Origin of the sequence: Curtobacterium flaccumfaciens (assembly GCF_013359815.1) — a bacterium.
Lineage (GTDB): Bacteria > Actinomycetota > Actinomycetes > Actinomycetales > Microbacteriaceae > Curtobacterium > Curtobacterium flaccumfaciens.
On the sequence record NZ_JABMCF010000036.1, the window covers coordinates 445966 to 464780 of the forward strand.

The window sequence follows — 18815 nt, forward strand, 5'->3', positions numbered from 1 at the left end:
CACTGGGTCGATGACAACCTCCCCACCGGACACGACGCCCGAATGTCCCCGGTGGGCTTCAGCGTGCCCCGAGCACGCAGGAACGGAACCACCCCATGCACAAGATCGTCACCGGTGCCATCGCCGGCGCAGCAGGCGTCGCACTCCTCCTCGGCGGTGCGGGCACGTTCGCCCTCTGGAACGCCAGCGCCTCGAGCGCCGCGTCCGCCGTGAGCGCCGGCACCCTGACGCTGAGCGCCAACAACGACGGCGCGTGGACGGACATCACGAACGGTCGTGCCACCGCGATCGACCCGACGAAGGCCCTGATGGTCCCGGGCAACACGTTCCAGTTCACCCAGACGCTGAACATCGGCGCGACCGGCCAGGACCTCAAGGCGAACCTGACCTACGCCAACCAGAGCATCACCGGTGACGCCGCGCTGCTCGCCGCCACGACGAAGACGCTGGCCGTCACGTCGACGAGCGCCTCGGTCGTGCAGTCCTCGTCGAACTCGAACACCTTCGTGGTCTCGCCGTCCTCGTCCACGTCGACCGTCAAGGTCGTCTTCACGGTGACGCTCCCCTCGTCGGCGACCACCGGTCAGGGCGGCTCGATCAACCTCAGCGCGCTGGCCTTCACGCTGACCCAGACCGCGATCGGTTCCTGATCCCCCGATCGCACCCCACCGACCACGACGACCAGGAGCACGCACATGACCGCCACACCGCGGACGACGGGACGCCACCGCGCAGCCCGACGGTACCGCTGGGTGTGGCCGGTCGCGATCGCCCTGGTCGTCGCGGTCGGAACAGCACTCCTCGGCGCCGGCGGCACGTACGCCCTCTGGAACGGGACCGCCAGCACGGCCAGCACAACGGTGCGCTCCGCCACGGCGACCATCACGGTCGGCAGCACCACGGCGATGAACACCGCGGTCCTCGGGCCGGGCACGAGCACCACCGGCACCTTCACGGTGCGGAACACCGGGTCGATCCCCATGTCGATGCGCGTCACGACGACTGCCTCGAAGTCGTCCGTCGCGGCGGCGACCGGTGAACTGACGCTCCACCTCGCGATGGTGTCCTCGGCCGCGAAGTGCGTGCCCGGGCTCACCGGTACGAGCGGTCGGCTCGCCACCTTCGACACCGGCTCCGGCTCCTTCACCCTGCCGGCCGGGGGCAGCGGGATCGCGTGCCTCGAGATGGCCCTCGACGCCGACGCCCCGCAGACCGTCGCCGGCGCCACCACCGACTTCACCCTCACCGTCACCGGAACGCAGGTCTCCGCATGAACCGCCGCCTCCGGCTCCTCGTCGCCGTGCTCCTCACCGCCGTCTTCGTCGGCGGCACCTCGAGCGCCGCGTGGGCACTGTGGAGCGCGTCGGGCACCACCGCGGCGAGCACCACGGTCGGCACGGTGGCGGCGTCGATCAGCGGCACGAGCGCCCTCACCACGGCGTTCTCGTCGAGCGTCACCTCGACGACGAAGCCGATCACCCTGACCGACACGGGCACCCTCGCCGGCACCGCCACCACCACGGTCTCCGTCGTGTCCGGCAGCTCGACCGCACTCGCCAAGGCGGTCACCGTCGTCGCCTGGCCGGTCGCCTCGACCGCGGGCTGCACCACGAGCACGGCCGTCGGCACGGGGTCCGTCACCGGCACCTGGGCGTCGCTGCCGAGCATGAGCGCGAAGCTGGCCGCTGGCGCCTCCGCCGTCTGGTGCACCCGCAGCACCCTGCAGTCGTCGGCCCCGGCCGGCTCGACCGCCAAGGTGAACGTCAACCTCACCGTCACGAGCGGCACCTGGACCTCGGGTGTCGTCGCCGGCGGCTTCACCCTGACCACGCCGGCAGCGACCGTCGACACCACCCCCTCGCTGGTCTGCACCGACCACGGCGGCTGGTACGTCGAGATCCGGTGGGACGCCGCGAACCGGCCGATGGACACCTGGTACGGCGCGTTCGTCGGCTCGACCCCGGTCGGGCAGAAGGCGCAGGACTACTCCGCGTTCATCACGATCGCGCCGCCGGACGTCCCCGCGAGCGCCGGCACCGCTGGCACGCTGACCGTCACCGTCAAGGTGCTCGACAGCGCCGGCAACCCCACGAGCACCGTCGCGGGCACCGGCAAGGTCACGCTCTTCACGCAGGACAACGGAGCGGCGATCCGATGCGGCGCATGAGCACCCCCACCCCGCGCTCCGGCTGGCGCGCCGTCGTCCACGCCGTCGTGCTCGGTCTCAGTACCGGACTCCTGCTGCTCGTCGCGGCCCTGGCGGTCGTGCTGATCGTCGTGCCGAAGGCCACCGGCTCGATGCCACTCACCGTCCTGACGCAGTCGATGGAGCCGACACTGCCGCCGGGGACCCTGCTCGTGGTCCGTCCGACCCCGATCGACGACATCCGGGTCGGCGACGTCGTGACCTACCAGATCGTGTCCGGCCAGCCCGCGGTCGTCAGCCACCGCGTGGTCTCGGTGTCGTCGTCGTCGGACGGCGAGCGGACCTTCGTGCTCAAGGGCGACAACAACGCCGAGGCCGACCCGGCACCGGTCACCGCCGTGCAGATCCGTGGCGTGGTCTGGTACTCCGTGCCGGAGATCGGCATCGTCAACCAGGTCGTCAACGGGTCGCGGAGCTGGCTCATCCCCGCGGTCGCCGGCGTGCTCCTGACGTACGGGGCAGTGATGATGACGGCGGGCTTCGTGAGCGCCGCACGTCGTCGACGCGCTGGCACGAGCCGCGCCGGCACGAGCCGCGCCGGCACCAGCCACGGACGCCGCAGCGCAGCGCACCACGTCGAGCGGACCACCACCGAGAACACGACCACCACCCGGTCTAGGCTCAGTGGACGTGACGGACGGAGTGCAGCGGGCGCGGGAGCTCCTCGACGCAGCGGCCCGACGGCTCCGCGCCGCGGACGTCCCGGACGAAGCACTCGGCGAGTACGTGCAGCCGAAGGCCGTCCTCGGGATCCGTCGTGACCCGACCATGCGACCCCTCGGCCGGGTGTGGCGGGTCGGAGCACTCCTGATCGGGTCGTCCCCCGAGACCGCCGGCCGTGTCTGGGCCACCGGGTCGATCACCCGTGTCACCGAACCCGGTCGGTCGCAGTACCAGTCGGTCTCCGCCGAGGTCCGTCGCGCCTACCGCGCCGCCGCCGCGAAGGGGCACTTCAGCGCCGGTGACACGGTGAACCACGGCGCCGTCCCGATCCCCGTCGACGACTCCCTGGTCGGCGCCGAGGGCGTGCTCGTCGTCATCGACGACGTGCCGTTGGTCCGGTGGTCCCCGACCGCCGGCGCCGCGGTCCCCCTCGCCGACTACCTGGACGACCGCGTCGGGCTGCTCGTCGATCCCCCACGGGGCGCGACCGACTGAGGCGGCCAGCGGCCACGGAATCGCACGGTGCGGGGGTTCGTCATGCGGTGCCGGTTCACCCCACCCGTGCGAACTTGCCCGCACCGTGCCCCGCCACGACCTCGCACCGAGCCACCTCCGCCACCCCGACCCACGAACCCCGCACCGTGCGGCTCCGGGCGAGCCCCAAGGACGCGACCACGGAGCCGCACCGTGCCGGGTTCGTCATGCGTGCCGGCTCCCCGCGCATGCGCACGGTGCAGCGGCGGCGACTCCGTGCGCGTTCCCGCTCCCGGTGCGAGCTCGTGCCCAGAGCCTCGCAACCGCACCGTGCCGGATCTCCTGACCCGTGCGAGCTTGCCCGCCCCGTGCCCCACCACGACCCCGCACCGAGCCACCTCCACCGCCCCCACTGACGAACCCAGCACCGTGCGGCCCGCCCTGCATCCCGCACCGTGCGTCCCGGCACCCGAACCCGCCACCGGCCACCCGCCACCGGCCACCCGCACCCCGCAGCCCGTCCGCCGGACGCGATCCGGGCCTCCAGTCCGACCGGACCGACCACGCGTCTGTCGTGACGTCACCCGGTCCCGATAGTGTCGGAACGTGAGCAACGAGGCATTCGACGACCGCTACGAGCTGCGCGAGTTCGCGCCCGGGACGGACGACAAGGGGGCACCGAACGCCGAGACGGCAGCGTGGATGCAGGCCGTCGGGATGGGCTTCCACGAAGCCGACCCCGACGCCGAGGGCGCAGCCCGCATGGCGTCGCACTTCATCGCCGACGAAGAGACGTTCCTCGGGGTCTACGTGCGCGAGCCGTTCCCGGGGTCCGTCGACGAGACGTGGCCGGCCGGCACCTTCACGTGGTTCCGCAAGGCGCTGAGCTGGGGCGACGGGACCTCCGTCGACACGCAGGCGATCTCCGCGGTCACCGTCCGCCCGACCGAGCGTCGCCGCGGCATCCTGCGCCGGATGATGACGCACGCGCTCGAGCGCGGGGTCGCCGAGGGCTACGCCGTCGCGTCGCTGACCGCGTCCGAGGGCACCATCTACCGCCGCTTCGGCTTCGGCTGCGCCATCCGCGAGCGTGCCGTGCACGTCCGCCGCGAGCGCGCGCTCCCCCTGCTCGCCCCGACCTCCGGCACGGTGTCGGTCGTCACGCCGCAGTGGCTGGCCGACGGCCCGGGCAAGGCGGTCTTCGACCGGTTCCACGTCCGCACCCCGGGCTCGATGGTCCGCAACACCGGCACCTGGCCGATCGCATTCGGCCTGCTCGGCCACGACGGGCAGAAGGCGAAGGACGTCCGTGCGGCGGTGCACCGTCCCGACGGCTCCGACGAGATCGACGGCTACGTGACCTGGCGCGTCAAGGAGGACCGCGGTTCCGACACCGCGCTCGAGATCGTCGACCTGGTCTACGCGGACGACCAGGCCTACACCGCCCTGTGGGAGTTCCTGCTCTCGATCGACCTCAACGACGTCGTGAAGTACAACCGCTCACGCCTCGACGACCCCATCGTCGCGGCGCTCGGTGACAACCGTGCGTACGACGTCGACCACGAAGAGGACCACGTCTGGCTGCGCGTGCTCGACGTGCCGGCGGTGCTGACCTCGCGGCCGTTCGCCGTCGACGGGTCCCTGACACTCGGGGTCACCGACGCGCTCGGCTTCACCACCGGCGCGTACCGCCTCGACGTCCAGGAGGCCCGTGGCACCGTCACACGCATCGCCGACGACGTCGACGTGGCCGGGTCTGACCTCCAGCTCGACGTCGCGGAACTCGGTGCGTTGCTGATCGGCTCGGTCTCCCCCGTCACGTTGGCGGCCTCGGGGCTCGTCCGCGCTGCGGACCCGGCGTCGGTGGAGCTGCTCCGCGCGATGCTGCTGCCGCCGCGGACGCCGCACGGCATCACGTACTTCTGATGGACGTCGCCCGCGTGGTGGGGCGCGCACGTCAGGTCGTCTCCGTCCTGGCGTCCCCCACCCTGCGAGCGGCCGTGTTCTGCGGAGCCCCGGCCGACGACCGCACCCGGGCGGCCGTCGGCTCGTTCGACTGGGTCACCGACGACGGCCCGGACGCGTCGGTGCTCGGCTGGACGTCACGCGAACTCCAGCGACTGCAGTCGCCGGCCGCGGTGCTCGAGTTCGACCGGATCGAGCGGATGCCGGTGAAGGACGTCGAACGACGTGCGCTGTCCGTCCGGATCGTCGAGCTCGTGTTCGAGCGACTCGGACCGGACCGAGCCGTTCCGGAGGCCGTCCTGAACGCGGCCGTCGGCATGTTCGCGACCGATGTCTCCGTCGTGCGCCGGGATGCCGTGGACCTCGGCGTCCTGACCCGCGCCGACGACGGTTCGGTCTACCGGTTGAGGGTCGACCGCCCGGCCTGAAGCTGCTGGCCGTTCCGCCTCGTGCGAGGGCGAGCGCTCTGGTGCGAGGTTCCCGATTCCGTGGCCGGCGGACGCGCTCGCACGGAGTACGGAACCTCGCACCACTCGAGCGGCGGTGCCGCTGCCCTACGCCCGGCGCCGCACCCGCGGGTCGACGAACGCGTAGACCACGTCGACGATCACGTTCGCCGTGACGATCAGCAGCGCCGAGAACAGCGTGAAGCCGACGACCACCTGCAGGTCGAGCGTGTGCACCGCGTCGATGAGCAGCGCGCCGAGGCCCTGCATCGAGAACACCTTCTCGGTGATGACCGCACCACCGAGCAGTGACCCGAGGTCGAGCCCGAACAGCGTCACGACGGGCAGGATCGCCGTCCGGAGCCCGTGCCGCACGACGACCTGGCGCTCCCGCAGCCCCTTGGCCCGGGCGGTCCGGACGAAGTCCTGCGACATCGACTCGAGCATCTCGCCGCGGGTCAACCGGGCGTAGATCGCAGCGCTGATGAACGCGAGCACGCACCACGGCAGGATCAGGTGGGTGAACCAGCCAACCGGGTCGTCACCGAAGGCCACGTACCCGCTCGTCGGCAGGATCCCCAGCACGAACCCGAACAGCAGGATGCCGAGCAGCCCGACCAGGTACGCCGGGGACGAGACACCCGCGACCGCGACCGTCATCACGGCCCGGTCGACGAAGGTGCCGCGGCGCAACGCCGAGACGGTGCCGCCGAACACCCCGGCGACGAGCCACAGCACGGCGGCACCCACAGCGATCGAGGCCGTGACGGGCAGGCGCGCGAGGATCAGCTCGGTGACGCTCTCGTGCAGCTGGAACGAGTACCCGAAGCACGGTGCCGCGCACTCGATGACGCTGTTGCCGCTGCCGAATGTCCGGCCGGTGAAGATGCCGGCCAGGTAGGCGCCGAACTGTGCGAGCCAGGGCTTGTCGGTGCCGAGGAACGCCTGGACCTCTCGCAGCCGGTCGGGGGTGCAGGGCTTGTCGCAGATCGCCCGGGCCGGGTTGGTCGGCAGGAGCATGAAGAGCGCGTACGTGATGGCCGCGACGACGAGCAGCACGACGGCGGCCCCGAGCACGCGGATCGCGAGGAACCGCAGGGTGGCGGCGTTCACGCGGTGCCCCCTCGCGGGTCGAGGGCGTCGCGCAGGGCGTCACCGAGCACGTTGAAGGCGAGGGTGATGAGGAACAGTGCGGCTCCGGGGAACACGAGGTACATGGGATCGGTCTGCACCCAGCCGATGGCGTCGCCGATGCTGCGACCCCACGACGGCGTCGGCGGGTTGACCCCGACGGCCAGGAACGAGAGCGCGGCCTCGGCACCGATCATCGACGGGATCGAGATGGTGGCGTAGACGGTGATCGTCGCGGCGAGGTTCGGCAGCAGCTGCGTGCGGATGACGTGCCACCGTCCGGCGCCCATCGCGGTGGAGGCGACGACGTAGTTGCGGCTGACGAGCGACAGCGTCTGCCCCCGCACGACACGGGCCACGGCCGGCCAGCCGAAGAACCCGATGACGAGCACGACGAGCACGGGCTTCGGGAACGTCGAGGGCACGATCGCGGTGAGGGCGATCATGAAGACGAGCGACGGGAACCCGAAGATCACGTCGACGACCCGCGAGAGCACCCGGTCGTACCAGCCACCGAAGAACCCGGTCGTGACGCCGACGAGCACGCCGATGACGATCGACACCAGGGTCGCGGCGAGTCCGATGCCGAGCGACGTCCGCGCACCGTACGTGACGATCGAGAACAGGTCGCGCCCGGTCAGGGGCTCGACACCGAACCAGTGCTCGCCGCTGATGCCACCACCCGCACCCCGGGGCGCACCGAACGAGTTGAGCGCGTCGATGTCGTACGCGTACGGGTCCTGCCCGGACGCCTTCGCGATCAGCGGGGCCGCCACGGCGACCACCAGGAACACCGCGATGACGACAGCTGAAGCCACCGCCCAGCGGTCCTGCCGGACGCGTCGCACCACGGCCCGGAAGCCGGTGGTCCGGCCGGACGGTGCGACCGGTCGGTCGACGACGTTGGCCGTCACGAGGCCACTCCTTCCCACGCGCGCCACGCCTCGCGGCGAGCGGCCTGTCGCACGGGATCGGCGACGGGCGCTGCGGCGAGGAGCATGCGCGTGTAGTCCTGTTGCGGGTCGTCGAGCACGGCGTCGGTGCTCCCCCGTTCGACGATCCGGCCGTCGCGCAGCACGATCACCTGGTCGGCGAGCTGGCGGACGACGGCGAGGTCGTGGCTGATGAGCAGCATGCCGAAGCCGAACTCCCGCTGCAGCCCGGCGAGCAGGTCGAGCACGGCGGCCTGCACCGTCACGTCGAGTGCCGAGGTCGGTTCGTCGGCGATGACGAGTGCCGGCCGCAGCGCGAGCGCACGCGCGACGGCGACGCGCTGCCGCTGGCCGCCGGACAGCTGGTGCGGGAACCGCTCGGCCCACGTCGGGTCGAGCTGCACGGCGGTCAGCAGTTCACGGACCCGCTCGGCGCGGTCCGCTGCGGAGTCGGTGCCGTGCACGAGCAGCGGTTCCGCGATGCTCCAGCCGATGGTCTGCCGCGGGTTGAGCGACGACGCCGGGTCCTGGAACACGATGCCGACCCGACTGCGCAGCTCGCGCAGTCGTCGTCCACGAGCGGTGCGCAGGTCGCTGCCGTCCACCTCGACCGAGCCGGCAACGACGGGCACCAGGCCCGCGAGCGCGCGCCCGATCGTGGACTTGCCGGAACCGGATTCGCCCACCAGGCCGACGGTCTCGCCGGCGTGCAGGTCGAGGTCGATGCCGGACACGGTCGGCCCGCCTCGGCGCGAGTACCGCACGGCGACGTCGCGCAGGCGCGCCACTAGCGACCGGGAGGCGCGACTCGCGTCCGCCTCGCCGTTCACCGCAGCGGTCTTCGCGCCGGGCGACACCTCACGCGCGCCCGGAGCCGTGAGCTGTCGCTGGGCGCGTGAGCCGGGATCGCCGGCCCGGGCGTCCGGGTCCGCAGCCGGCGCTGCGGACGCGGGGCGCGCCTCCAGGCTGGGGACGGCCGCGAGGAGCTCGCGCGTGTAGTCGGCGGTCGGGTGGGCGAAGACCTCGGAGACGGTCCCGTGCTCGACCGGGTCCCCGCGGCGCAGCACCAGCAGGTCGTCCGCGACGTCGGCGACCACGCCCATGTCGTGGGTGATGAGCAGCACGGCGAGGGAGCGCTCGCGGCCGAGCCGCCGCAGCAGGTCGAGGATGCCCGCCTGCACGGTGACGTCGAGCGCGGTCGTGGGCTCGTCGGCGAAGAGTGCGACCGGGTCGCCGGCCAGGGCCATCGCGATCATCGCGCGCTGGAGCTGACCGCCGGACAGTTCGTGCGGGTAGGCCTTCCGGATGCGTTCCGGGTCGTGGAGCCCGGCGTCACGGAGCAGTTCGTCGACGCGTGCCCGGACCCCGGCGCGGTCGAGCCCGGTCGGGTGCGCTCGGACGGCCTCGGCGATCTGCGTGCCGATCGACAGGACCGGCGTGAACGAGTTCATCGGCTCCTGGAACACCACGCCGATGCCCGCACCCCGGACGGCGCGGACCGTCTCGACGGGGGCACCGATGAGTTCCTCACCACGGAACCGGGCGCTGCCCGACACCGAGGCCTGCTGCGGCAGGAGCCCGAGCACGCTCATGGCGCTGACGGACTTGCCCGAGCCGGACTCCCCCACCAGGGCGAGGACCCGGCCGGGCGTCAGGTCGAAGGAGACGTCACGGACGACGGGCTCCGCGTCGCCGAACGCGACGCGGAGCCCCTCGACCTGCAGGATCGGTTCGGTCACTGCTTGAGCGAGACCTTGAGGTAGTTCGGGTACGCCGGGAAGTCCGCGATCTGGAAGTTCTGCACGTTCGAACCGGCGAGGAAGGACTGCTTCGCGTAGATCAGCGGCACGACCGGGGCGTCGGCCATGATCTTCTGGTCCGCCTGGGCCCAGAGCTTCTGCGCGTCGTCCTGGTCGACCGTGGAGCTGGCCTTCGCGATGAGGGCGTCGACCTCGGGGTTGCTGTACTTCGAGACGTTGTAGCCGCCGCCACCGATCTGCGACGAGTCGTACAGGGGCTGCAGGTTGGCGTTCGCGCTCGGGAAGTCCGGCTGCCAGCTCGACAGCGACAGGTCGAAGTCGGTGCCGTTGGTGGTCGCCTGCGTGAAGGAGTCGTAGTCGAGCGGCTTGAGCGTCACGGCGATGCCGGCACGCTTCAGGCCGGACTGCAGCGCCTGCGCCTGCGCGAGGTACGTCGGGTCGTTCTGCGTGACCAGGGTCAGCTTCAGGTTGCTGACGCCGGCCTCCTTGAGCAGCTCCTTCGCCTTGTCGACGTCGCCGGTGGCCTTCGTCTTGTACAGGTCGTAGTCCTGGCGCCCCGCGATGCCCGGGGTGATGAGCGTCGAGGCGTACGAACCGGCGATCGCGCCGCCGGCGGCGATCCGGAAGGACTTGCGGTCGACCGCGTACTGCAGCGCCTGGCGGACCTTGAGGTCCTTGAGCTCACCGCGCTGCGTGTTGATCGCCATGTAGCTGATCGGGCCGGCCTTCGAGGTGGCGAGGCGGTCCTGGGCGGCCGGGTTGCTGCGCACCTGGTTGAGCTCGGCGGCACCCAGGTAGATGGCGCCGAACGAGTTCTTGGCGTCCCCGTTGTCCGCGATGAGCGTCTGCGTCGCCGTGGACTGGTCCTGGCTCTCCTTGAAGACGATCTTCGACGGGCCGGCGGTGCGGACCTCGTCGGTCTTCGCGCTCCAGTTCTTGTTGCGGACGAGCGTGACCTGAGAGCCCTGCGTGTTCGACTGCACCTGGTACGGACCGGATGCGACCGGCTTCAGGTCGTAGGCGCCGGTGTCCTTGCCGTCGCCCTCGGGCACCGGGGTGAACGCGGGCATCGACGCGAGCCACGGCCAGTCACCGTACGCGTCGTTCAGCTTGAAGACGATGGTCTTGTCGTTCGGGGTCTCGATGCTGTCGAGCGACTTGCCGTCGAACGGGCCCTTGTAGGAGTCACCACCGACCAGGAGCGACTTGTGGTAGCTCAGGCCACCGCTGAGGGTCGGCGCGAACGAGCGCTCGATGCCCCACTTGATGTCCTTCGTGGTGATCGGCGTGCCGTCCTGGAACTCGACGCCGTCCTTCAGCGTGTAGGTCCAGGTCTTGCCGTCGTCGCTCGAGACCCCGGTGTTGGTCGCCAGGTCGGGGACGACCTTCGCCGTCTTGCCCGGCTCGACGTCCCACGTGGTGAGCCGTCGGGCGACGAGGCCCATCGACGTGATGCCGAGGCTCTGGCTGGTCGCGGGGTCGAGGTGGAACGAGGTCTGCGGCGTCAGGATGTTGAGCGTGCCGCCCTTGGCCGTGCCCTCGGCGCCGTCGTCGGACGAACCCCCACCCGAGCAGCCGGTCAGGACCAGGGCTGCTGCTACGGCGACGGCCGCGGTGATCGTCAGGCGGTTGGGGCGTCTCATGACGGTGCTGCTCCTCGGGGAAGGGGGTCGCGATCGCGGTGGCGGTCGCTGCGACGGCGGAACGGTTCACCCGCCGGGCGGCGTCCATCCTGACACCGCGACGGTGGCCCGTCCGAATCTCGCGTGCGTCGGACGACGCACGACGAAACATTGCAAGCGCCGGACGCCGTCCCGCTATTCCCGATGCGTTCGCACCGCAGTGCGTCAGCGGTCGAAGAGCCCACCGAGGAAGTCGTTGCCGAGGTTCGACGCCTGCTCGCCGAGCCCGGACGCCTGCTCTCCGAACCCCGCGGCCTGCTCACCGAACCCGCCGAGGAGCTGCTCGCCCTCGCCGAGGAGTCCTTCGACGCCGCCGCCGAGGTCACCGAGTCCGAGGTCGCCCATGCCCGAGGCGATGCCCTCGAAGTCGACGCCGAGGTCGGCCGCCCCTGCCAGGACCGGACCGGCGGCAGCACTGAGCACCGCTCCCCCGGCCACCGCGGCGGCGAGGCCACCGAACGCCATCGCGCCGGCACCGACCGCTGCACCACCGGCGAACGCCCCGGCGCGTCCGCGGCCGTTGCCGTTGCCCGAGCGGCCGGAACCGCCGAGGACCCGTCGGACCAGACCCGGACGCGACATCTCTCCGCGGGTCATCGCACGGGCCATGCCGCCCGCCGAGTCGTCGCGCAGGTGCTCGTGGGGCGGGAGCTCGGAGTTCAGGCGGTCGCGGACCTGCTGGCGCTGCGCCGGGGTGAGCCGCGCGAAGGCGTCGTGGTGGACCTGTTCGAGCTGCTCCGGCGACGAGGTGCGGAGCAGGTAGTCGTACTTCGCCAGGGCGACCTTGTCGGCGTCGGCCCCGTGCTGCGGCGTGCCGGCGTGCTGCGGCGTGCCGGCGTGCTGCTGTGGCTGGCCGTACTGCTGCGACGGCTGCTGGCCGTACTGCTGCTGCGGCTGCTGCTGCTGGTTCCGGTCGTCGCCGGTCAGCTTGTCCGCGGCGCTGCGCACGATGCCGCGCCAGTCGGTTCCGCCCTGGTGCGATCCGGCGCCGGGCGCGGTTCCCCCCTGCCCACGCTTCTGGAGCTGCTTGTCGATGACCTTGGAGGCCATGCCGATGATGCGGTTGAGGTTCGCCATGTCGCCACCTTTGCGTCCTCACATGTGGAAGACCGGCACCGAGGCGGGGGTTCGCCAGGGCATCCGATGGGGATCCCCTGTGAGATTCCGGCTGCATTTCAGCGGACACATACACGGAGGCTGGCTCCGGTCGCGTCACCGCCGGAGCGCGACCTGGGCGAAAGCGTGAGGCCCGGGACTGCGACAACAGTTCCGGGCCTCGATTCGCCTTCCGAGTGGAAAGCCAAGGGATGCGTGAACCATCCCGAGTCCAACGCTCGGAACCGATGGTAGCCGAGCCCGCTCGGCGACGCATCCCTCGGCCGAAGCTCCTCGTGTCAGCCGGCGACGACACCAGGAGGTCAGCGATGTCGAACGACACCGATGATCGGTCCAGGCGTCGGGTGCCCTGGCTGGGGATCGCGAGCTTGCTCGTGACCGTGGTCAGGCTCCTGATCGACCTGTCCCGCAAGGACTGAGGACCCGGGTGTCCCGCACCACAGCCGGTGGTGCGGGACACCTGTCCATCGCGTCAGGACAGGATGCGGGCCAGGAACGCGTTCCGGAACCGCCCCGTGGGGTCGAGGTCACGGGCGAGTGCGGCGAAGTCGGACAGCCGCGGGTACGCCTCGTGCAGCCGCTCGGCACTGGCCGCGGAGACCTTGCCCCAGTGCGGCCGCGGGTCGAACGGTGCCAGCACGTCCTCGATCCGGGCCACCGCCGCGGCCACGGCGGTGGCGTCCCGGCGGAACGTGAAGTGCAGGCCGACCGACTGCCGACCGGACGACGGCGCGAGCCAGGCGGTGTCGGCCGCGATGGTGCGGACCTCGGCGGCGATGAGGATCGGGGCGAACAGCGACGCCAGCGGTCGGAGCGCCTCGAGCGCCGCCACCGCCGAGGCAGCGGGGATCAGGTACTCCGCCTGGATCTCGGCCCCGGTCGACGGGGTGAACGAGGACCGGAAGTGCGGCAGCCGCTCCGACCAGGGCCCCGGCACGCCGCCCTGCTCGGTGACCCCGGCCGGGTCGTTCTCACCCGGGTGCACCGGACCCGAGGCCGCACGGGCTCCGAGGGCCACGAGGTCGACGGTCGGTGCGGCCTCGTCGACGCGGTGCTTGACCCAGACCTGCCGAGCACCGCGGTCGTCGAACGACGTGAACATCGACACGGAGTACGCGTCGGACATCACCTGGTCGAACTGCGCTGCGACGGCGTCCCACGGCAGGTCGAGGTGCACCGTCGTGGCGACCTGGAACGTCGGCTCGATCGCGAGCTCCACCGCGGTGACGACACCGAGCGCGCCGATCCCGACCCGGTGGGCGTCGAGCAGCCCGTCCGGCGACGAGGCATCGACGTGGGCGATCTCACCGGAGGCGCGGACGACGTCGAGGCCGACCACCGCCTGCGCGAGCGACGGGTTCCGCACACCGGAGCCGTGCGTCCCCGTGGCGACGGCCCCGGCCGTGGAGATGTGCGGCAGGGACGCGAGGTTCCCGAGTGCCCAGCCACGGGCCTCCAGACCGGCCGCGACCTGGCTGTGCGTCATGCCGGCAGCGACCCGCACGACGCGACGCGACGTGTCGATGTCGAGCACGGGCGGCAGGTCCGACAGCGACACCTGGACGGCATCGGTGTCGGCGATGGTGTTGAACGAGTGTCGCGAGCCGAGCGCCGTCAGGCGCGGCGTCGAGGCGACGAGCTGCTGGAGCTCGTCCACCGACGTCGGCCGGGCCAGCGCCGAGGCGCGGTAGGTGACGTTGCCCGCCCAGTTGGTGCGGGTGCGCTCGGCCGCGATCACGTCGTCCATCGTGGGTCCTGACTCCTCTAGAAGCCGCGGTCGAGACGGTGCCACGTCTGCTGGAGACGCAGCTCGTCGCGGAACCCGCGTGCGGTGGTGTGCTCGTCGATGACCAGGAACTCGGTGCCGACCATGGTCGCGAAGTCCTCGACGACCTGCAGGCCGACCGCCGTCGTCATGACGGTGTGGTGGGCGGCGCCGGCGGTGAGCCAGGCCTCGGCGGCGACGGGGAACGACGGCCGGGGCTCCCAGACCGCGCGGCCCACGGGCAGCTTCGGCAGGGCCTCGGTCGGGGGCACGACGTCGACGACGTTCGCCGTGAGGCGGAAGCCGTCACGGGTGTCGGACAGCGCGACGACGACGGCCTCGCCGGAGTCGGCGGTGAAGACCAGGCGGACCGGGTCGTCCTTGCCGCCGATGCCGAGGGGGTGGATCTCGAGCGTCGGCTTCGTGGTGGTGAGCGTCGGCGAGACCTCGAGCATGTGTGCCCCGAGGATCTTCTCGGCGCCCGGGGTGAGGTCGTAGGTGTAGTCCTCCATCAGGGAGGCACCACCGGGCAGGCCGGCGCCGGCGACGTTCATCGCGCGGACCAGGACTGCCGTCTTCCAGTCGCCCTCGGCACCGAAGCCGTAGCCGTCGGCCATCAGGCGCTGTACCGCCAGACCCGGCAGCTGCTTGAGCGAGCCGAGGTCCTCGAAGTTGGTGGTGAACGCGGCGCTGCCGTTCTGCGCGAGCAGGGTGCGCAGGCCGATCTCGATGGCGGCACCGTCGCGGAGCGCGGCGTGCCGTTCGCCGCCGGCGCTGCGGAGTGACGGGTCCACGTCGTAGTCGCGCTCGTAGGTCGCCACGAGCGCGTCGACCGCTGCCGTGTCCGCTGCTGCGGCGTCCACCGCTGCCGCGAGCTCGTTGACGGCCCACGTGTTGACCTGCACGCCCAGCTCGATCTCGGCCTCGGTCTTGTCGCCCTCGGTGACGGCGACGTAGCGCATGTTGTCGCCGAAGCGGGTGAGCTTCAGCTCGCGGACGGCCGCGGCGCCGGCGGCGGCACGGGTCCAGTTCGCGACGCGCTGCTGGACGCGGGGGTCCGAGACGTGGCCGACGGCCGTCGCGTGCCGGACGCCCAGGCGAGCCAGGGCGTAGCCGAACTCACGGTCGCCGTGCGCGGCCTGGTTGAGGTTCATGAAGTCGAAGTCGATGTCCGCCCAGGGCAGCGTGACGTTCGCCTGCGTGTGCAGGTGCAGCAGCGGCTTGGTCAGCGCCTGCAGGCCGCCGATCCACATCTTGGCCGGGCTGAACGTGTGCATCCACGTGGTGACGCCGATGACCTTGTCGTCGGCGCTCGCCTCGATGAGCGCACGGCGGATGCCGTCGGCGTCCTTGAGCACGGGCTTCCAGACCAGCTTCACCGGCAGGTGTCCGGCGAGCTCTGCGTGGACGGCCTTGCTCTGCTCCTCGACCTGGCGCAGGGTCTCCTCGCCGTACAGCCCCTGGGAGCCGGTGAGGAACCAGACCTCGTAGCTGTCGAGCGTGGCCTGGGGGGCGACGGTGGTGTCCTGCGTCATCGCATGGCTCCTTCGGGGTTCTGTCCGTAGACGTTCTGGTAGCGATCGAAGAGTCGATCGATGTCTGCTTCGGGGATCGGGACGACCTCGCCGCCCTGCTTCGCGATGTGGACGGTCCGTGCCACGTCCTCGCACATCACGGCCGCCTTGACGGCGTCCTTCGCGTCCTTGCCGATTGTGAAGACACCGTGGTTCTGCATCAGGACCGCGCGGCTGCGGTGGCCGCTCAGCGTGTCGACGATGCCGTGGCCGATCGAGTCGTCGCCGATGATGGCGAACGGGCCGACCGGGATGGGTCCGCCGAACTCGTCGGCCATCGCCGTGATCACGCACGGGATCGCCTCGGCGCGGGCGGCCCAGGCGGTCGCGTACGTCGAGTGGGTGTGCACGACACCGCCGACCTCGGGCATGTTCCGGTACACGTAGGCGTGCGCGGCGGTGTCGCTGGACGGGCCGTGCTCGTTGCCCCAGCCCTCGGCCGGCACGCCGTCGAGGGTGCAGACGACCTGGTTCTCCGGCGTCAGGTCGTCGCTCGACACCCCGCTCGGCTTGATGACGAACAGGTCCGTGCCGGGCACGCGCTCGGAGACGTTGCCGCCGGTCCAGATCACGAGGCCGTAGCGGACGAGTTCGCCGTGCAGGCGCGCGACGCGCTCCCGCGTCGTCGCCACCGCCTGGCGTGTGGTCTCGTCGATCGCGTCCGTCATCGGGTCACTTCCTCTGTCTGGAGGCGCGGGTCGGCGCCGTCGGTGTCTTCGGTCGGTCCTGTGGTCGCGCTGGGGCGGGTCGCCGCGGCGGCGACGTCCTGCACGGGCAGTGCGGCTCGGTAGCGGTCCAGGTACGTCTGGAACCCGGCGACGTCCGCCGGCTCGGGTTCGGCCACGTGCACGGCGTCCCCGCCGAACACGGTGTCGGACAGGTAGTCGGCGAGCTGCTGGTCGGTGTGCTCGAGGTAGGCGGCCAACACCGCGATCCCCCACGCGCCGCCTTCGCCCGCGGTCTCCTCGAGCGCGATCGGCACCCGCAGGGCCGCCGCGAGCAGACGCTGCGGGCTGCCGGGCGTGCGGAAGAGCCCGCCGTGCGCGGTCATCCGGTCCACCTGCACCTGTTCGCCGTGCAGCACGTCCATGCCGATGGCCAGGGTCGCGAAGGCGCCGTGCACCTCGGAGCGCACCAGGTTGCCGAGGGTGAAGCGTGCGCCGGGGGTGCGGAGCAGCAGGGGCCGGCCGTCCTCGACGTGGGTGACGGGTTCGCCGGCCAGGTAGTTGAAGGAGAGCAGGCCGCCGGCGTCGGGGTCGGTGTCGTCGGCGACGGCCTCGGCGAGGAGCGTGGCGTAGACGTCGTCGATGCCGATCGGGGTCGCGCCGGCCCGCTCGCTCGAGGCCTCGGCGAAGCGCCCGAACACCCGGGCCCAGCTCGCGATCTCGCTCGCGCCGTTGTTGCAGTGCACCATCGCCACGGCGTCGCCGGCCGGGGTGGTGACGACGTCGAGTTCCTCGTGCGCGGTGGTCAGCGGCTGCTCGAGCACGACCATCGCGAAGATGCTCGTGCCGACGCTGACGTTGCCGGTGCGCGGGGCGACGGCGTTCGTCGCGACCATGCCGGTGCCGGCGTCGCCCTCGGGCGGGCAGAGCGGTGCGCCGGGTTCGAGCGTGCCGGTCGGGTCGAGCCAGGCCGCGCCCTCGGGGGTCAGCTCACCGGCTTCGGCACCGGCGACGAGGACCTCGGGCAGCAGGGACCGCAGGTCCGGCACGCCGATCAGGTCCTGCGCGGTGGCGAGCATGGCGTGGTCGAAGTCCTTCGCGCCCGGGTCGCCGGGGCCGCTGTCGACGGGGCCGCCCTCGATCGGGAACATGCCGCTCGCGTCACCGACGCCCAGCACGTTCCGGCCGGTCAGGCGGCGGTGCACGTAGCCCGCCAGGGTCGTGACGCCGGCGATCTCGGCCACGTGCGGCTCGTCGTCGAGGACCGCCTGGTACAGGTGCGCGATCGACCAGCGCAGCGGGATGTTGAACCCGAGGGCCTCGCTCAGGCGTTCCGCCGCGGGGCCGGTCGAGGTGTTGCGCCAGGTGCGGAACGGCACGAGCAGCTCGCCCGCGGCGTCGAACGCCAGGTAGCCGTGCATCATCGCGCTCACGCCGACCGCGCGGTAGGTGCTCGGGGCGACGCCGTACTGCGCCTCGACGTCGGCCACCAGGGCGGCGTACGCGGCGCGGAGTCCGGTCTCGACGGCCTCGAGCGAGTAGGTCCAGCGGCCGTCGACGTACTCGTTCTCCCACTCGTGGGAACCGGCAGCGATGGGCACGAGGTCCTCGTCCACCAGGCAGGCCTTGATGCGGGTGGAACCGAGCTCGATCCCGAGTGTGGTGCGGCCGTCCACGATCCGCTGTCGGCGGTCGTCACCCATGTGTTCCTCCAGAACCTCGTCGTCCTCAGTGAGCGCTCACATCCTGGCACGTGAGCGCTCACTCGTGCAACGCCGCGGCGCGCCGCCGGTCCGCCCGTCCCGCCAGCGGTCGAGACACCCCGCTCAGTTCCTCCGAACGGTCACGAACCGTCGTCCGGCATACCCGCTGCCGACGATTCCTGACCACTCGAGGTCCGACTCACGACGGGTCGTGACCGCGCGACGAACGAGGCCGGCGACGACGTGCGACCACCGCAACGCAACACCCGCGCACGTCCCGACCACCGGCTACCCCGCACCCGCGCACGTCCCGACCACCGGTCACCCCGCACCCACGCACGTCCCGACCACTCGCTGCCCCGCACCCGCGCACGTCCCGACCACCGGTCACCCCGCACCCGCGCAAGTCCTGACCACTCGCTGCCCCGCACTCGCGCAAGTCCCGACCACCGACCACCCCGCACCCGCGCACGTCCTGACCGCCCGCCGCCCCACACCCGCGAACGCCGATCCTCCGCACCACGACACCCCCGAACCGCGACACCCCGAACGGCGGCGCTCGGGACGGTCACGACACCCCGCTACCTCCCCACCGCGCGGTCACGAACTGTCGGCTGGAGGCGCGCCGAGCGACGAAGCGTGACCGCTCGACCACGGCGGACGGGGTGTTGTGACCGCTCGACCACGAGCACCAGCACCAGCACCGGCACCGCCGAGATCGCACGCCGCGACC

16 protein-coding genes are annotated in these 18815 nt (G+C 71.7%); 7 read left to right on the plus strand and 9 right to left on the minus strand.

What is annotated here, in order from left to right:
* Positions 1-95 precede the first annotated feature (95 nt).
* The 7 genes from HP445_RS10275 to HP445_RS10305 all read left to right on the plus strand — a co-directional run bounded on the left by HP445_RS10275 (position 96) and on the right by HP445_RS10305 (position 5736).
* A complete protein-coding gene (locus HP445_RS10275) occupies positions 96-650 on the plus strand; it encodes an alternate-type signal peptide domain-containing protein (RefSeq protein ID WP_128780871.1) in 555 nt (184 codons plus the stop codon).
* 45 nt (positions 651-695) lie between these two features.
* Complete coding sequence (locus HP445_RS10280) at positions 696-1274, plus strand: TasA family protein (protein WP_128780870.1); 579 nt, start codon at positions 696-698, stop codon at positions 1272-1274.
* Positions 1271-2167, plus strand: a complete 897-nt coding sequence (locus HP445_RS10285) for a hypothetical protein (RefSeq protein WP_128780869.1) — start codon at positions 1271-1273, stop codon at positions 2165-2167. Before HP445_RS10280 ends, HP445_RS10285 begins: the two co-directional genes overlap by 4 nt.
* Entirely contained in the window at positions 2164-2967 is an 804-nt protein-coding gene (locus tag HP445_RS10290) for a signal peptidase I (RefSeq protein WP_241660432.1), read from the plus strand. Before HP445_RS10285 ends, HP445_RS10290 begins: the two co-directional genes overlap by 4 nt.
* Positions 2933-3364: a hypothetical protein gene (locus HP445_RS10295; protein WP_164941203.1), complete on the plus strand. Its 432-nt coding sequence runs from the start codon at positions 2933-2935 to the stop codon at positions 3362-3364. Before HP445_RS10290 ends, HP445_RS10295 begins: the two co-directional genes overlap by 35 nt.
* 585 nt (positions 3365-3949) lie before the next feature.
* Entirely contained in the window at positions 3950-5269 is a 1320-nt protein-coding gene (locus HP445_RS10300; protein WP_128780867.1) for a GNAT family N-acetyltransferase, read from the plus strand.
* The gene (locus tag HP445_RS10305; protein ID WP_128780866.1) at positions 5269-5736 is read left to right on the plus strand and encodes a DUF2087 domain-containing protein; all 468 of its coding nucleotides are present in this window, start codon (positions 5269-5271) and stop codon (positions 5734-5736) included. Before HP445_RS10300 ends, HP445_RS10305 begins: the two co-directional genes overlap by 1 nt.
* Before the next feature lie 126 nt (positions 5737-5862).
* Here HP445_RS10305 and HP445_RS10310 read toward each other — a convergent pair whose 3' ends face one another.
* From HP445_RS10310 to HP445_RS10350, 9 genes are all read right to left on the minus strand, one after another.
* Positions 5863-6867, minus strand: coding sequence for an ABC transporter permease (locus HP445_RS10310; protein ID WP_027466175.1), 1005 nt, complete (start codon positions 6865-6867; stop codon positions 5863-5865).
* Positions 6864-7799, minus strand: a complete 936-nt coding sequence (locus tag HP445_RS19175; RefSeq protein ID WP_128780865.1) for an ABC transporter permease — start codon at positions 7797-7799, stop codon at positions 6864-6866. The genes HP445_RS10310 and HP445_RS19175 overlap by 4 nt, the downstream gene beginning before the upstream one ends.
* A complete protein-coding gene (locus tag HP445_RS10320) occupies positions 7796-9556 on the minus strand; it encodes a dipeptide ABC transporter ATP-binding protein (RefSeq protein WP_128780864.1) in 1761 nt (586 codons plus the stop codon). The genes HP445_RS19175 and HP445_RS10320 overlap by 4 nt, the downstream gene beginning before the upstream one ends.
* Complete coding sequence (locus tag HP445_RS10325) at positions 9553-11220, minus strand: ABC transporter substrate-binding protein (RefSeq protein WP_128780863.1); 1668 nt, start codon at positions 11218-11220, stop codon at positions 9553-9555. Before HP445_RS10325 ends, HP445_RS10320 begins: the two co-directional genes overlap by 4 nt.
* Positions 11221-11424: 204 nt before the next feature.
* Positions 11425-12336 (minus strand): cation-transporting ATPase, encoded by a 912-nt coding sequence (locus HP445_RS10330; protein WP_128780862.1) that lies wholly within the window; start codon positions 12334-12336, stop codon positions 11425-11427.
* 511 nt (positions 12337-12847) lie between these two features.
* Positions 12848-14122, minus strand: a complete 1275-nt coding sequence (locus tag HP445_RS10335) for an FAD-binding protein (RefSeq protein ID WP_128780861.1) — start codon at positions 14120-14122, stop codon at positions 12848-12850.
* Positions 14123-14139: 17 nt separating this feature from the next.
* On the minus strand, positions 14140-15675 hold the full coding sequence (araA, locus tag HP445_RS10340; RefSeq protein WP_111029926.1) for an L-arabinose isomerase: 1536 nt from the start codon (positions 15673-15675) through the stop codon (positions 14140-14142).
* Positions 15672-16382, minus strand: a complete 711-nt coding sequence (locus tag HP445_RS10345) for an L-ribulose-5-phosphate 4-epimerase (protein ID WP_071247850.1) — start codon at positions 16380-16382, stop codon at positions 15672-15674. The genes araA and HP445_RS10345 overlap by 4 nt, the downstream gene beginning before the upstream one ends.
* A complete protein-coding gene (locus HP445_RS10350) occupies positions 16379-18082 on the minus strand; it encodes a xylulokinase (protein ID WP_128780860.1) in 1704 nt (567 codons plus the stop codon). Before HP445_RS10350 ends, HP445_RS10345 begins: the two co-directional genes overlap by 4 nt.
* Positions 18083-18815: the final 733 nt, after the last annotated feature.